Source organism: Pseudarthrobacter phenanthrenivorans (genome assembly GCF_000813845.1).
In the GTDB taxonomy this organism is placed as follows: domain Bacteria; phylum Actinomycetota; class Actinomycetes; order Actinomycetales; family Micrococcaceae; genus Arthrobacter; species Arthrobacter phenanthrenivorans_B.
In genome coordinates this window covers 34,748-48,778 of sequence record NZ_JWTB01000013.1, presented here as the reverse complement: position 1 = coordinate 48,778, position 14,031 = coordinate 34,748, and the positions used below count along the sequence as shown (strand labels likewise).

Annotated in this window: 16 protein-coding genes; 13 read left to right on the top strand and 3 right to left on the bottom strand. The window is 65.7% G+C overall.

The window, feature by feature from the left end:
• Window positions 1–135 precede the first annotated feature (135 nt).
• Genes RM50_RS07115 through RM50_RS07095 form a run of 5 tightly spaced genes read left to right on the top strand, consistent with a single transcriptional unit; the run spans window position 136 to window position 2,393 of the window.
• Window positions 136–585: an Asp23/Gls24 family envelope stress response protein gene (locus RM50_RS07115; RefSeq protein ID WP_043451260.1), complete on the top strand. Its 450-nt coding sequence runs from the start codon at window positions 136–138 to the stop codon at window positions 583–585.
• The gene (locus tag RM50_RS07110; RefSeq protein WP_043451259.1) at window positions 582–773 is read left to right on the top strand and encodes a hypothetical protein; all 192 of its coding nucleotides are present in this window, start codon (window positions 582–584) and stop codon (window positions 771–773) included. Before RM50_RS07115 ends, RM50_RS07110 begins: the two co-directional genes overlap by 4 nt.
• Window positions 770–1,150: a hypothetical protein gene (locus RM50_RS07105; RefSeq protein WP_043451258.1), complete on the top strand. Its 381-nt coding sequence runs from the start codon at window positions 770–772 to the stop codon at window positions 1,148–1,150. Before RM50_RS07110 ends, RM50_RS07105 begins: the two co-directional genes overlap by 4 nt.
• Entirely contained in the window at window positions 1,147–1,785 is a 639-nt protein-coding gene (locus RM50_RS07100) for a hypothetical protein (protein ID WP_043451256.1), read from the top strand. The genes RM50_RS07105 and RM50_RS07100 overlap by 4 nt, the downstream gene beginning before the upstream one ends.
• Complete coding sequence (locus tag RM50_RS07095) at window positions 1,782–2,393, top strand: hypothetical protein (protein ID WP_043451253.1); 612 nt, start codon at window positions 1,782–1,784, stop codon at window positions 2,391–2,393. The genes RM50_RS07100 and RM50_RS07095 overlap by 4 nt, the downstream gene beginning before the upstream one ends.
• 43 nt (window positions 2,394–2,436) lie before the next feature.
• Here RM50_RS07095 and RM50_RS07090 read toward each other — a convergent pair whose 3' ends face one another.
• Complete coding sequence (locus RM50_RS07090; protein WP_043451251.1) at window positions 2,437–4,299, bottom strand: glycoside hydrolase family 13 protein; 1,863 nt, start codon at window positions 4,297–4,299, stop codon at window positions 2,437–2,439.
• Between the two features lie 140 nt (window positions 4,300–4,439).
• Here RM50_RS07090 and RM50_RS07085 point away from each other — a divergent pair, with 140 nt between their 5' ends.
• The 5 genes from RM50_RS07085 to RM50_RS07065 all read left to right on the top strand — a co-directional run bounded on the left by RM50_RS07085 (window position 4,440) and on the right by RM50_RS07065 (window position 9,125).
• Entirely contained in the window at window positions 4,440–5,729 is a 1,290-nt protein-coding gene (locus tag RM50_RS07085; protein WP_043451249.1) for an ABC transporter substrate-binding protein, read from the top strand.
• Window positions 5,730–5,736: 7 nt separating this feature from the next.
• A complete protein-coding gene (locus RM50_RS07080) occupies window positions 5,737–6,774 on the top strand; it encodes a carbohydrate ABC transporter permease (protein WP_043451247.1) in 1,038 nt (345 codons plus the stop codon).
• Complete coding sequence (locus RM50_RS07075; protein WP_043451246.1) at window positions 6,771–7,670, top strand: carbohydrate ABC transporter permease; 900 nt, start codon at window positions 6,771–6,773, stop codon at window positions 7,668–7,670. The genes RM50_RS07080 and RM50_RS07075 overlap by 4 nt, the downstream gene beginning before the upstream one ends.
• Window positions 7,667–7,915, top strand: a complete 249-nt coding sequence (locus tag RM50_RS07070) for a hypothetical protein (protein WP_043451244.1) — start codon at window positions 7,667–7,669, stop codon at window positions 7,913–7,915. The genes RM50_RS07075 and RM50_RS07070 overlap by 4 nt, the downstream gene beginning before the upstream one ends.
• Before the next feature lie 157 nt (window positions 7,916–8,072).
• On the top strand, window positions 8,073–9,125 hold the full coding sequence (locus RM50_RS07065) for a LacI family DNA-binding transcriptional regulator (protein ID WP_043451240.1): 1,053 nt from the start codon (window positions 8,073–8,075) through the stop codon (window positions 9,123–9,125).
• A 49-nt stretch (window positions 9,126–9,174) separates the two neighbouring features.
• On the opposite strand, the gene RM50_RS07060 is transcribed toward RM50_RS07065, so the two are convergent.
• Window positions 9,175–10,059, bottom strand: coding sequence for a hypothetical protein (locus RM50_RS07060; RefSeq protein ID WP_043451239.1), 885 nt, complete (start codon window positions 10,057–10,059; stop codon window positions 9,175–9,177).
• Window positions 10,060–10,093: 34 nt separating this feature from the next.
• Complete coding sequence (locus RM50_RS07055) at window positions 10,094–10,900, bottom strand: exodeoxyribonuclease III (protein WP_043451238.1); 807 nt, start codon at window positions 10,898–10,900, stop codon at window positions 10,094–10,096.
• Window positions 10,901–11,061: 161 nt separating this feature from the next.
• Between RM50_RS07055 and RM50_RS07050 the strand changes: the two genes are divergently transcribed.
• Genes RM50_RS07050 through RM50_RS07040 form a run of 3 tightly spaced genes read left to right on the top strand, consistent with a single transcriptional unit; the run spans window position 11,062 to window position 14,019 of the window.
• A complete protein-coding gene (locus tag RM50_RS07050) occupies window positions 11,062–12,228 on the top strand; it encodes an enoyl-CoA hydratase/isomerase family protein (RefSeq protein WP_043451237.1) in 1,167 nt (388 codons plus the stop codon).
• On the top strand, window positions 12,221–13,246 hold the full coding sequence (mmsB, locus tag RM50_RS07045) for a 3-hydroxyisobutyrate dehydrogenase (protein WP_043451236.1): 1,026 nt from the start codon (window positions 12,221–12,223) through the stop codon (window positions 13,244–13,246). The genes RM50_RS07050 and mmsB overlap by 8 nt, the downstream gene beginning before the upstream one ends.
• Window positions 13,243–14,019, top strand: a complete 777-nt coding sequence (locus RM50_RS07040) for an enoyl-CoA hydratase (protein WP_043451234.1) — start codon at window positions 13,243–13,245, stop codon at window positions 14,017–14,019. Before mmsB ends, RM50_RS07040 begins: the two co-directional genes overlap by 4 nt.
• The last annotated feature ends 12 nt before the right edge of the window (window positions 14,020–14,031 follow it).

The window sequence follows — 14,031 nt, the reverse complement described above, 5'->3', positions numbered from 1 at the left end:
CCGCTCAGGCGGGAATGTCCTTGGGGGCGTTCCCGCCTGGGCCCTTTAAGCAAGGCCTGTCGGCGGGCCGTGGGGATTCCGGCACAACGCCCCGGGCTGGGGATAGGGTGGAAACAACAGAAGGGGGAGTGCCTGATGGAATACCAGAACCCACAGCCTGTAGTGCCAAGCCGCCCTGCCGCAAGCCCGGCTCCCGGTCCGGGCCGGACAATCATCTCCGAGACTGCCGTGGCGAAGGTGGCGGGAATCGCGGCCCGGTCAGTTCCCGGCGTCTACTCTTTAGGTTCGGTCCCGTCCCGGGCCCTTGGGGCCATCCGTGACGCAGTGGGGAGTTCCGACCACGCCGCGGGCGTCCACGCAGAAGTGGGCGAAACGCAGGTCGCCGTCGACATCACTTTGGTGGCAAGCTACGGAACGCCCCTGCACGCGCTGGCCAACGACGTCCGCGCGGCCGTCTACCGCGCGGTGGAGGAACTGGTGGGGCTTCAGGTTATCGAAGTGAATGTGGAGATTACCGACGTCTACGTGCCGGCGCCGGTTAAGACCACCGCCCCCGCCGGGCCCGAGCGGGAGGCGCTGCTGTGAGCCTCACCGTCGCGGGCACCGCCCTGGGCGCATTCGTGGCGTTCATGTCCCTCCAGTTCGGCCTCTGGGGCTTCCTTGTCTCCCTGCTTTTCATGGCCATCGGAGCCCTGCTGGGGCGTGCCGCGGAAGGAAAACTGGACCTGCGCGGCGTCTTCGATGCCATCACCGGCCGGCGCTCGTCCTCATGACATCGCCCGCGCCCGTTGTGCGTGGGCAGGCGCTCAGCGGCCATAACCGGATCAGCACCCAGGCGTTGACCAGCCTGGCCAGGGCGGCCGCCGCCGAGGCGCTTGGCGTCGACGCCGAGGATGTGCGGGCCGACTGGACGGACGACGACGGCCTGCTGGCTTTGTCCCTCGTCGCACCCATCAGCATCCCGCCTTTGCAGTCAGTGGTGCGGGACCCGGGACGCGTCAGGGCAAGCGGCGGCTCCATCCGGGACCGGGCCGTGAAGGCCAAGGAAAACATCCTGGCAACAGTTTCGGAGCTGAGCGGTTCCCGGGTGAGCCGGGTGGACATCCGCATCAGCGGAACACGGATCAGCGCAGGAGGGCGGGTTCAGTGAGCAGCAGCGTGGAAGACCGCCGGACGGAAAGCGGTTCGCAAAGAAGCAACGGACCCGACATGCGCAGGATCCTCTACCGCGAGACACATTCCTCCCGGGCCGCCGTATCGGTCGCCGCCGCCGTCCTGGTCCTCGTGCTGGCCGCCTATGGCGTCCTCGAGTCTGGGGTCCATGCCCTGGGCCAGCCGGCGTGGCTGATCGAACCACAGGTGGCAGCGCAGCGCATCGTGGACCTCCCGGCCGGCGTCCCGCCGCTGCTGCTGGCTGCAACCGGAGCCGTGCTCGCCATGGTGGGACTGATCTTCCTGCTCAACGGGATTCTGCCCGGCAAGCGCGCCCGCCACCTGCTGGCTACCGGACACGGCCCGGGCTCACCGGCCGTAGTGGTGGATGACGAGGTCATCGCCTCCTCGCTCGCTCGCCGGGCACGGCTTGCCGCCAACGTCACACCGGAGCAGGTGATGGTGGTTGTCTCCCAGCGGCAGGTGCTGGTGAACGTCCGGCCCACCTCCGGGGTCCCCGTTGACCAGGACCGAGTCCTGGAAGCCGTCCGCGACGAACTGGAGCAGATGCTGCTGCAGCCGGCCCCGGTTCCCCGCGTCAACGTGGCGCCGTCAGGGGTGATCGGAGCATGAACAGCACACCGGCATTGCTCAACCGCGTTTTGCTCACTGTGCTGGGCCTGGTCCTGGTGGGAGCCGGCCTCCTGCTGGTACTGCTGACAACCGTACCTCCGGTAGCACCCTGGTGGCACTCCTGGTCCGGCTGGGCCTGGGGCGGCATCAACCAGCTCTTCGACGCAACACGGTTCCCGGGCCGGCCCGAAAGCTGGTTGTGGATCGTGGCGGCGCTGGTACTGCTGGCACTGATGGGGCTCATGGTGGCCTGGATCGCGCAGCAGGGCAAGGGCCGGTCAAATCTCCTCGTCGAGGAATATGATCCCGGCAACACCCCGGGCGATATCCGGATCGGGGGAGGGGTGGCCGAGCAGGCACTCAAGCATGCGCTGGAGGGCCGGCCGGACCTCGCGGGCGCCACGATAGCCACCTATGACGTCAAAGGTTCGCCCGCGTTGAAGGTCCGGCTCCTGCCGCGCCAGGGTGTGGCGCCCCACCTGCTTGCTGCCGAGGTCTCGGAACTCATCACAGCGCTGGAGTCCGTTGTGGGCGGGGAGATACCAGTCCTGGTGCATATAGGAGCGGGGGCACGGACGCGCTTCAGCCGGGCTGAGCGCGTCCGCTGAAAGCTGAGCCCGTGGGGTGGGCGGGAAGCTGCCCCCGGCAGCCCTACAGGTTGGCCCGCGCGGACGGGTTGCCCTGTAGATGCCCTTCGAGCTGTAGATACCCTTCGAGCTGTAGATACACAGTGCAGTCCACGGGAACCTCACGCATTGCGGCCCAATCCACGGCGGGCTCCGGGCCGCTGGACATGACCACGGCATATCCCTCGGGAACGGGCGCGGAGGCGAAGCCCATATTGGACAGGACCACCACATTCCCGTTCCGAAAAACCAGCAACCCGCTGTCCGGAGCGTGTTCATCGGTCCATTCCACGGTGCCGCTGCCAAGGCGCTCCGCCGACCTGAACGCCAGCGCGGCCCGGTAGAGCTCCAGGGTTGACCCCTCCTCGCCCTCCTGCTGGTCGGCGGCCAACGGGCCAAAGCTTTCCGGCTGTGGCAGCCACGGCCCGGCCGCCTCCCCGGACTGGTCGCCGGAGAAACCGAAACCGGGCCGGTCAGCCACCCACGGCAGCGGAACCCGGCAGCCATCACGGCCGATCTCCGCGCCATGCGTCCGGAAGAACGTAGGGTCCTGCCTGGCGTCGTCGGGAAGGGTGGTGTGCTCCGGAAGCCCCAATTCCTCGCCCTGGTAAAGGTAGGCGGATCCCGGAAGCGCCAGCGCCACCAAGGTAGCGGCGCGGGCCCGGGCCAGGCCAAGGGCCGCGTCCGGTTGTTCGTCACCGGGCCCGATGCCCTTGGGGAACGTGGTGGGGTCTTTGAGCCCGAACCGGCTGGTATGCCGCACGGTGTCGTGGTTGCTGAGTACCCAGGTCGGCGGCGCCCCGACGGATGCTGCCGCCACCAGGGAGGCATCAATGGCTTCGGTCATCCGTTCGGCGTCCCAGCCGGCCAGCAGGAAATCAAAATTGAAGGCCTGTTGCATCTCGTCCGGCCGGACGTACCTTGCCAGGCGTTCGGCCGGTTCCACCCAGGCTTCCGCCACCATCATCCGGTCGCCACCGTACTCCGCCAGGACCCGGTTCCAGTCCCGGTAGATGGCGTGGACACCGTCCTGGTCAAAGAAGGGCGACGGTGGATACATGGGCGAGACGGCCCGGTGCGGTTCTTCGGCGTCGGTGTGGGCATGGGGAGCATCTCCGGGCTGGAGGCTCTCCCGGGCCCGATGGGATGTTCCTTCCACCATGGCGGCCGCCCCATCCCAGTCAGGCAGTCCCTGTTCCTTCACCAGGCCGTGCGCAACATCCACCCGGAAGCCGTCCGCGCCACGGTCCAGCCAGAAGCGCAGCACGGAGCGCATCTCCTCCTGCACTTCCGGGTTCTCCCAGTTCAGGTCCGGCTGCTTGGTGTCGAAGAGGTGCAGGTACCACTGGCCGGGAGCCCCGTCGGCCTCCGTTATCCGGCTCCAGGCCGGGCCGCCGAAGATTGATTTCCAGTTGTTGGGTGCCACCTTGCCGTCACCGGACCCGGGTACCTCGTCCCTGCCCTCCCGGAAGATGTAGCGGTCCCGTTCCCGGCTGCCCGGCGCCGCCGCCAAAGCCTCCTGGAACCAAGCGTGTTCGTCCGAGGTGTGGTTGGGAACCAGGTCCACAATGACCTTCAGGCCGCGGCGGTGAGCTTCCTGCAACATCGAGTCGAAGTCCGCAAGGGACCCGAACAGGGGGTCCACCTGCCGGTAGTCTGCAACGTCGTACCCGCCGTCGGCCTGCGGCGACTTATAAAAAGGGGACAGCCACACAGCGTCCACTCCGAGCCGTTCAAGGTAGGCGAGCCGATCCATCACTCCGCGCAGGTCGCCCATCCCGTCCGCATTGCCGTCCGCAAAGGACCGTGGATAGATCTGGTATACGACGGCGTCCGCCCACCAGGCCGAATGCGCTGGACGGGGTGCAGGAACGGACGGGTCGGGCATTTGGTTCCCCTCTGATAACTTTTTGATGTAAACGCTTGCATTCCCGACAGCTACCTTACTAGTGTGATGGTCACCACATCAACCTCACCTAGCAAGCGCACTGTCGACTTACTTGTCACTCAGCGAGGAGCTTCAAGCTAATGAAAACCCCGAGATTCCTGCTTCCGGCTGCCACTGCCGGCATTCTGGCCCTTACGTTGTCCGCCTGCGGCGGAGGTGGAGGCGGCACCACGGGTGGAGGCGGAGGCAGCGACGCTGACGCCAATATGGATGCCCGCGGCCCGATCACCTTCGTGCAGGGCAAGGACAACAACAATGTGATCCGTCCCCTCATCGAGAAGTGGAATGCGGCTCACAAAGATGAGCAAGTCACCTTCAAGGAACAGACCGACCAGGCCGACCAGCAGCACGATGACCTGGTCCAGCACTTCCAGGCAAAGCAGTCCGACTACGATGTGACAGACGTGGACGTCGTCTGGACTGCGGAATTCGCAGCCAAGGGCTGGCTGCAGCCGCTGAAGGACAAGATGGCAATCGACACGAGTGCCATGCTCCCCGCCACGGTCCAGAGCGCTACCTACAAGGGCACCTTGTACGCAGCCCCGCGGACCTCAGATGGTGGCATCCTGTTCTACCGGAAGGACCTGGTCCCCAACCCGCCCAAGACCTGGGACGAGATGATGGGCATGTGCTCCATTGCCAAGCAGAACAACATCGGCTGCTACGCAGGCCAGTTCAGCAAGTACGAGGGCCTCACGGTGAACGCGTCCGAGGCCATCAACTCCGCCGGCGGTTCTGTCCTTAACAAGGACGGCAAGCCCAACCTGAACACCCCGGAGGCCAAAGCCGGGCTGGAGAACCTGGCCAAGGCCTACGCCGACGGCAACATTCCGAAGGAAGCCATCACCTACAAGGAAGAGGACAGCCGGCAGGCCTTCCAGAGCGGCAAGCTTCTCTTCCTGCGCAACTGGCCTTACGTCTACAGCCTGATGAGCACCGAAGGCTCCTCCGCTGTGAAGGACAAGTTCGGCATGACCGCCCTTCCGGGCAAGAGCGGCCCCGGCGCTTCCTCGCTGGGCGGCCACAACACCGCGATCAGCGTTTACTCCAAGCACAAGGCCACGGCGCTGGACTTCGTAAAGTTCCTGACCTCAGCCGAGAGCGAGAAGTTCTACGCAACCCAGGGCTCCCTGGCTCCAGTGCTCGGTTCGCTGTACACGGACCAGGAACTGGTTGGCAAACTGCCGTACCTGCCGGTCCTGAAGACCTCTATTGAGAATGCCGTGCCGCGTCCGGTCACGCCTTTCTACCCGGCCGTCACCAAGGCAATCCAAGACAACGCATACTCCGCTATCAAGGGAGAAAAGACAGTGGAAACCGCACTTTCTGACATGCAGAAGTCCATCGAATCCGCCGGTGCGGGATCGTAGTTCTGCCATGGCAACCGAACTAGGCCCGACGCCGGTCAAGGCACCGGCGTCGGGCGGGACCCCCGTCCATCACGCGCCCAAGGGTGTAGGGGAAGACAACAGGATCGCCAGCCAGGGGCGCTGGGCATCCTGGCTGCTCGCCCCCACGATCATCGCTTTGGGCATCGTCATCGTTTACCCGATCATCAGTGCCATTGTCATGTCCTTCCAGAAGGATGCCGGCCTGGACCCCGCCACCGGCCTGTTTACCGCGGGCGGCCCTGCCGGCATCCAGAACTATGTGAACTGGCTGGCGCAGCAGTGTTCGTCGCCGGACGGTGGAACCGTAGCGTGCCCGCCCGGTACCCTGGGCGGCCAGTTCTGGTCCGCCACAGCCACCACGTTCTTCTTCACCGTCGTCACGGTGGCGTTCGAAACGGTCCTTGGCTTCTGGATGGCCATGATCATGGCCCGTGAATTCCGCGGCCGCAGCCTGGTCCGTGCCGCTGTCCTGGTGCCGTGGGCCATTCCCACGGCCGTCACCGCGAAGCTCTGGTTCTTCATCTTCGCGTTCGAAGGAATCGCCAACAAACTGTTCAACACCACCATCCTGTGGACGGGCAGCGAGTGGCCGGCCAAGTGGGCTGTGGTCATCGCGGACGTTTGGAAGACCACGCCGTTCATGGCGTTGCTGATCCTGGCAGGTCTGCAGATGATTCCGGCTGAGGTGTATGAGGCAGCAAAGGTGGATGGAACCTCGGCATGGCAGCGGTTCCGCCTGATCACCCTTCCGCTGGTCAAGCCGGCACTGATGGTGGCAATCCTGTTCCGTACCCTGGATGCGCTGCGCATGTTCGACCTGCCGTACATCCTCACCGGCGGTGCCAACAACACCACCACCTTGTCCATCCTGGTGATCAACCAGATCAGGCAAGGCTTCAACTCGGCGGCCGCGCTGTCCACCATCACCTTCATCATCATCTTCCTCGTCGCCTTCATCTTCGTCCGCTTCCTCGGCGCAAACGTGGTTGAACAAAGCGGCGCCACCGGAAAGGGGAAGAAATGACCACGGCAACAGCTGACGCCTCCGCGCTTCGTGCCCGGCAGGACAAGGGCCGCAAGGCTGCCCAGAACCGCGAGAAGTGGGCTCAGGGCCGCACCTACATCAGTGCCGCGATCATCCTGCTCTGGTGCCTGGCGCCGGCGTACTGGATGGTGGTTACCGCGTTCAGGGAGGTGGGCTTCACGTATGACACGTCGATCCTGCCCACCCACGTAACCCTGGACAACTTCAAGACCGCCTTTGACACGTCATTCGGCAACCGGTTCGGACAGGCACTGCTGAACAGCGTGTTCATCGGCGGCGTGGTGACCGTCGTGTCCCTGCTCATCGGCGTCTTCGCGGCCTACGCGCTGGCACGCCTGAACTTCCGGGGAAAATTCCTGGTGCTCGGCTTCATCCTGGGAGCGTCGATGTTCCCGGGCGTTGCGCTGATCACCCCGCTCTTCCAGCTGTTCACCAACATCGGCTGGATGGGCACCTACCAGGCGCTGATTATCCCGAACATCTCCTTTGTGCTCCCGCTGACGGTCTACACCATGACCTCGTTCTTCCGGGAAATGCCGTGGGAACTGGAGGAATCGGCCCGCGTTGACGGCTGCACCCAGGGACAGGCCTTCCGCAAGGTCATCATGCCGCTGGCCGCGCCGGCAATCTTCACCACCGCAATCCTGGCGTTCATTTCCTCTTGGAATGAGTTCCTGATTGCCAGCCAGCTGTCCAGCGACGCAACGCAGCCGGTCACGGTGGCCATTGCCAACTTCGCCGGCGCCCAGCCCAACCAGATCCCGTACACGGCCATTATGGCCGCGGGCACCATCGTCACCATTCCGCTGGTGATCCTGGTGCTGGTCTTCCAGCGCAAGATTGTTGCCGGCCTCACGGCAGGTGCAGTCAAGTGACGGACCACGGTTCCCGCCCCCGGACCCCGGGGGCGGGAGGCCGCAGCCGTCTGGTCCGTTCGGGTGAGGACTTTGACATCGTCATCGGCTTCCTTGCCTTCTGGGCACTTGTCCTGCTGGTAGTTACCGTCTGGATGGAAGTCACTGCCCAGCCGGCGCTTGGCTGGGCGCTGGGCCTGCTCGCCACCCTGCTGGCGCTGTACGGCATGGTGCGGCTGCGCCGGAAACTTCCGGCCCGCAGGTAGCAGCGCAGCCGAACGCATCAGCGCAGCGCCGCACTTCCCCGTTGCCCGCACCTGCCGGGTTATCACTGACCGGCCGCTCAATGGGAAGATGCATGGTTTGGGGGTGAACGCAGGGCCGGCCGGCCCTACGTCGAAAAGGAGTTGAAGAGGGGACACGGTGGCACGCACAACTGAAAGGTCTCAAAGGGGCGGCCATAACGGCGTCAGTATTGAGGATGTGGCCGCAGCCGCCGGAGTTTCAACCGCAACTGTGTCCCGGGCCGTGCGTGGGTTGCCCCGGGTTTCGCCCGCCACTCGGGAAAAGATCCTCGAGGTGGCCGGAGCCCTGGGCTATGTCGCCTCTTCCTCGGCCTCCGGGCTGGCCACCGGGCGCACCAAAACGATTGGGGTCCTGGCACCGTTCGTCAGCCGCTGGTTCTTTTCCAAAGCCATTGAAGGCGCCGACCGCGAGCTGCATGCCCGGCACTACAACCTTTCACTGTTCAATCTTGGCGGCCACGGCAGCAACCGTGAGCGGCTCTTCAGCAAGACCATGGTCTACAAGCAGATCGATGCCCTGCTGGTCTTGTGTATGGCGCTGAGCCACGACGAAATTGAACACCTGCAGAAGATCGACATCCCCCTGGTGGTGGTGGGCGGCCACGTGGAGGAATGCCCCTACATCGGCATCGACGACTACGCGGCAGCCTCAACGGCCGTGCGGCACCTCATCGATTTGGGGCACAAGGACATCGCCCTCCTGCACGGCGACGACGAGACCGACCTGAATTTCGACGTTCCCCGGGTGCGTATCTTGGCGTTCAAGGACGTAATGGCAGCAGCAGGCCTGCCAACCCGCCCCGAATGGGACGAATGGGGCGATTTCACCGTCCGCAGCGGCCAGGAAGCCTTCCGCCGCCTGTGGTCCCGGCCTGGCCGGAAACCAACGGCAATCTTCTGCGCCTCCGATGAAATGGCCATGGGCGTCATCTTCGAAGCCCACCGCATGGGCGTGGACGTTCCCGGAGAACTGTCCGTCGTGGGCATTGACAACCATGACTTCGCCGACGCCATGGGCCTTACCACGGTGGGGCAACGCCCTGACGAGCAGGCCGAACTGGCCACCAAAATGCTCCTGGACGAACTCGACGGCGACATTGGGTCCGTGCACTCCGCCGTGGCACCGCATGAACTGATTGTCCGGCGCACCACCGCGCCTCCACGGAACTGAAGCACCGGCAGTACCTGAAGCCGGATTAGCCTTCAGGACGTGACACGCGTCAGGACGCGCGGGCCAGCTGCCGGATGGGAATCCAGCGCGAGGCAAGCCGGCGGTAGGCGGCCGCGGCGCCGGTCATGTCACCCTCCGCCAGGCACTCGATGCCCAGCCGGATATCCATGGGCGATTCGTCCGGGTAGACCTTGTCCGCCACGGCGCCGTAGTCCAGTTCCACCATGGAATTCACGTGGAACAGCTCAAGCCATTCCGTCAACTGCGCCAAGTCGTCAAGCATGTCCAGGTCCGGCGCCGCAAGCGCCAGGTTGGCCACGGCGTAGCGGGCCCTTTCCAGGGCATCCGTGATGGGCGCCCACACACGCACCGTGAGGATCCGTCCCCCGGCTTCCACCACGTCCTTGCGGTCCGATTCCATGAACAAGGAGAACCAGCTGAACGGTATGCCCCAGGTGGACGCGCGGGTATGCACCCGGATGGAGCCGTCCCGCGCCTTGACCAGGTCGATCCGTTCCTGGTGCCGGTCACGCTGTTCCTCCGGGATCAGCAGCTCGGCGAGCGGGCCGTGGATACCCTCCATGAGGGCGTTGGCAGCGAGCCCGGCCCGCAGGACAAGCTGGCTGGGGCAGTACAGCAGCTCCGGGCCGTTGCCGGCGTCGGCGCCGGCCGCACCACCTTCAGGTTCGGGCGCGGTGGTGACACGCACCAGGTCGGTTCGTCCCGTGGGGAAGGGATCACCGCCTGAGCGTGTGATGCGTCCCAGCGATGCCAGCAGTTCGGCGTTTTCGACGGCGGCCCGTGACACCGCCCGCGCGCCGGCCGCCTTGATGGCCGCGCGCTGTTCCTCCGGAAAGGCTTCCAGGGGTTCGTAGACCCGGAGCGTGGAGGAGAACGGCAGGCCGGCCTGGCCCCGGTAGAGGTTTCCCGTCATTACGGTCTCCTTGCTTGGGTCCAGGGTGCAGTCATCAGTCCGCCAGTTCCACCAGTACGGGAGCGTGGTCCGAGGCACCCTTGCCCTTGCGTTCCTCGCGGTCGATTGAGGCGCCGGTGACGCGCGCGGCCAGGGCGGGGGAGGCCAGGACGAAGTCGATCCGCATGCCTTCCTTCTTGGGGAACCGCAGCTGCGTGTAGTCCCAGTAGGTGTAGACGCCGGGTCCCGGCGTGTACGGGCGGACGACGTCCGTGAATCCCGCGGTTTCGAAGGCGTGGAACGCCTCCCGCTCCGGTGGGCTGACATGGGTGGCCCGGTTCCTGATGAAAAGGTCGATGTCCCAGACATCTTCGTCGAACGGTGCGATGTTCCAGTCACCCATCAGGGCCACCTGCGCCTGGGGATTGTCCGTGACCAGGGACTGGGCATGGGTCTTCAGGCTTTCCAGCCACTTGAGCTTGTACGGCATGTGTTCATCGTCCAAGGAACGCCCGTTGGGGACGTACAGGCTCCAGACGCGGATGCCGGCGCAGGTGGCGGCCATGGCCCGTGCCTCCTGGACGGGGTCCTTGCCGGCCTTGCCGAACGAGGGCTGGTCCAGGAAGGTCCGCTCCACATCCTCGAGCCCCACCCGGGATGCGATGGCCACGCCGTTCCACTGGTTCACGCCGAAATGCGCCACCTCGTAGCCCATCCGTTCAAACAGCTCCCACGGAAAGTTGTCGTCCTTGCACTTGGTCTCCTGGATGGCAAGGACGTCGCAGTCGCTGCGCTGAAGCCAGGCTTCAACACGGTCGGCACGGGCGCGGAGCGAATTCACATTCCAGGTAGCTATCTTCACGGTTCCTAACTTACCTTGGCAGCCGCTCGCGGGGTAAAGCCCGGAAAGGGGCGCGCCAGTGCCGCGGGTGGGGTTGGTTGGCGGCGGGAAGAGGCGGGTATATTCGCAGGCAGAATGACCTGGCTCACTCATCCGGCCACCATGCGAAGGAGCACCAGCCGATGACCGCACCCACGGGCACCACCGACCACAGCGATGCAGGGAGCGGAGGCGCCGACGTGCTCTTCGAGCAGCGCGGCGGGCTGGGTGTGATCACCTTGAACCGGCCCCGGTCCGTCAATGCGCTCACTTCCGGGATGGTGGACCTGCTCCTGCGGCAGCTCCTTGCCTGGGCAGACGACGACCGTGTAGCTGCCGTCCTGGTGCAGGGCGCGGGCGATCGGGGCCTGTGCGCGGGTGGGGACATCGTGGCCATCTACAAAGACATGCTGCACGGCGGGGCAGGGAAAGGGACCGGGGCAGGGAAAGGCGCCGGGGCGGGGGCAGGGACGGCCGGCTTCTGGCAGGTCGAGTACCGCCTCAACTCGCTGATTGCACGCTACCCGAAGCCCTACATTGCCCTGATGGACGGGCTGGTCCTGGGCGGTGGGGTTGGAATTTCCGCGCACGGGAGCCTGCGTGTGGTCACCGAACGGACCCGGATGGGCATGCCGGAGACCACCATCGGATTCGCTCCCGACGTCGGCGGGACCTACCTGCTGTCCCGCGCACCTGGCGAAACGGGAACCCATGCAGCCCTGACGGGGGCACACCTGGGCGCCGGGGACGCCCTGTTCCTGGGCCTCGCGGACCACTTCGTTCCGTCCCGGGACCTGCCCGGCCTGGCGGCGGCGCTGGTGGACCAAAGCCCGGAAGGCGCCGTCGCCCGTTTCGCCTCGGAGGCCCCTGCCTCCGTCCTGGCCGGGCAGCGGGAATGGATCGACGCCTGCTACGCCAGTGACGAAGCGGAGGACATCGTGGCCCGGCTCCGGGGCTGGTCCGGTCCCGGCCGGGAAGAAGCCGCGGAAGCGGCGGACACGATCGAGGCCAAGTCTCCCACCTCGGTCAAAGTGACCCTGGCGGCCCTCCGCCGTGCCGCGCACCTGACGTTGGACGAAGTGCTGGCCCAGGAGTACCGGGCCGGGATCCGTTTCCTGGCCGGGCCTGATTTTCGTGAGGGAATCCGTGCCCAGGTGGTGGACAAGGACAGGAATCCGCAATGGAAACCTGCCTCCCTGGCGGAGGTTACCCCCCTCCAAGTGGACAGGTTCTTCCAGCCCCTGGACGGCGGGGAACTGGACCTCCAGCCACAGGAGGAACTGCAGGCAAGGGAGCAGGATCATGCCTGAGAACCTGCGCGTGGCCTTCCTTGGCCTGGGACATATGGGCGGCCCCATGGCCCTGAACCTGGTCCGGGCGGGACACCTGGTCACCGGATTCGACGTGATGCCCGCAGCCCGCCAAGCCGCACAGACACAAGGGCTGCCGGTGTCGGCGACGGCGGTTGACGCCGTGGCCGGCGCCGATGTTGTCCTGACGATGTTTCCCAGCGGCCGCCACGTCCTGGACGCCTACCGGGGCGCTGAACGTCCCGGGCTGCCGCCGGAAGCCGGGCTCCTGGCAGCGGCACCGCCGGGAACCATGTTCCTTGACTGCTCCACCATCAATGTGGACGAGGCCAGGGAAGCCGCCCGCCTGGCCATCGAAGCAGGCCACCGGTCCGTCGATGCGCCCGTCTCCGGCGGCGTGGTGGGAGCCGAAGCAGGCACGCTGACCTTCATGGCCGGCGGGGACGAGGCGGACTTTGCCGCGGTGCGGCCTCTTTTGGACGTCATGGGCAAACGGGTGGTCCACTGCGGCGGGCATGGCGCCGGGCAGGCGGCCAAAATCTGCAACAACCTCATCCTGGGCGTCTCAATGATCGCCGTCAGCGAGGCTTTTGTCCTGGGCGAAGAGCTGGGCCTGACCCACCAGGCCCTGTTCGACGTCGCGTCCGCCGCGTCCGGCCAGTGCTGGGCCTTGACCACCAATTGCCCCGTGCCCGGCCCCGTCCCCACCAGCCCCGCCAACAGGGACTACCAACCGGGGTTTGCCTCCACGCTCATGGCCAAGGACCTCAACCTGGCCATCAACGCCCTCCACAGCATGGGGGTGGCCGGGCAGATGGGGCCGCTCGCCGCCCGAATCTACGATAGGTTCGTCGCGGAGGGCGGCGCCGACCGCGACTTCTCCGCCATCATCACGGACATCCGCGGCGCCTCCCGGCACCATCCGGTGGACGGGACAGCGGGGGAGCCGGCTGGCGGGGAGCTGCCGGGCCCAGGGCGCAGAACCACGAGAGCACACGACGACGGGAGTCCCGAATGACCGAGTACGCCAACATCCTGGTGGAGCAGCAGGGCCGGGTCGGGCTGGTGACGCTCAACCGGCCCTCGGCACTGAACGCCCTGAACAAGGCCACGATGGATGAGGTGGTGGACGCCGTCACAGCCATGGATTCCGATCCCGGCGTGGGCGCCGTGGTGATCACCGGCTCCGGCAAGGCGTTCGCGGCCGGAGCCGACATCAAGGAAATGGCGGACCAAGGGTACATGGAGATGTACACGGCGGACTGGTTCCGCGGCTGGGAGAACCTTACCCGCCTGCGCATCCCCACCATCGCGGCGGTCTCCGGTTTTGCCTTGGGCGGCGGCTGCGAACTGGCCATGATGTGCGACATCATCATCGCCGGCGACAACGCAAAATTCGGCCAGCCGGAAATCAACCTTGCCGTGATCCCGGGCATGGGCGGCTCCCAGCGGCTCACCCGTGCCGTGGGCAAAGCGAAGGCCATGGACATGATACTGACGGGCAGGTTCATCGATGCGGAGGAAGCGGACCGGTGCGGCCTGGTGTCGCGCGTCGTCCCCGCTGCCGAGGTGGTGTCCAAAGCACTCAAGGTGGCGGAGGTGATCGCCGGAAAATCGAAGCCTGCGGCAATGGCAGCGAAAGAGGCCGTTAATGCCGCTTTCGAGACCGGTCTTGGCCAGGGCGTGGTGTTCGAACGCCGGCTGTTCCATTCCCTGTTTGCCACCGAGGACCAAAAGGAAGGCATGGCTGCGTTCAGCGAAAAACGGCAGCCGGAATTCAAGCACCGGTAGCTTCCAGCCTTC

Bases quoted from the DNA above. Each gene is read 5' to 3' on its own strand.
- RM50_RS07115 (WP_043451260.1), top strand. From the start codon at position 136: ATGGAATACCAGAACCCACAGCCTGTAGTGCCAAGCCGCCCTGCCGCA.
- RM50_RS07105 (WP_043451258.1), top strand. From the start codon at position 770: ATGACATCGCCCGCGCCCGTTGTGCGTGGGCAGGCGCTCAGCGGCCAT.
- RM50_RS07095 (WP_043451253.1), top strand. From the start codon at position 1,782: ATGAACAGCACACCGGCATTGCTCAACCGCGTTTTGCTCACTGTGCTG.
- RM50_RS07090 (WP_043451251.1), bottom strand. From the start codon at position 4,299: ATGCCCGACCCGTCCGTTCCTGCACCCCGTCCAGCGCATTCGGCCTGG.
- RM50_RS07085 (WP_043451249.1), top strand. From the start codon at position 4,440: ATGAAAACCCCGAGATTCCTGCTTCCGGCTGCCACTGCCGGCATTCTG.
- RM50_RS07080 (WP_043451247.1), top strand. From the start codon at position 5,737: ATGGCAACCGAACTAGGCCCGACGCCGGTCAAGGCACCGGCGTCGGGC.
- RM50_RS07075 (WP_043451246.1), top strand. From the start codon at position 6,771: ATGACCACGGCAACAGCTGACGCCTCCGCGCTTCGTGCCCGGCAGGAC.
- RM50_RS07060 (WP_043451239.1), bottom strand. From the start codon at position 10,059: ATGACGGGAAACCTCTACCGGGGCCAGGCCGGCCTGCCGTTCTCCTCC.
- RM50_RS07050 (WP_043451237.1), top strand. From the start codon at position 11,062: ATGACCGCACCCACGGGCACCACCGACCACAGCGATGCAGGGAGCGGA.
- mmsB (WP_043451236.1), top strand. From the start codon at position 12,221: ATGCCTGAGAACCTGCGCGTGGCCTTCCTTGGCCTGGGACATATGGGC.
- RM50_RS07040 (WP_043451234.1), top strand. From the start codon at position 13,243: ATGACCGAGTACGCCAACATCCTGGTGGAGCAGCAGGGCCGGGTCGGG.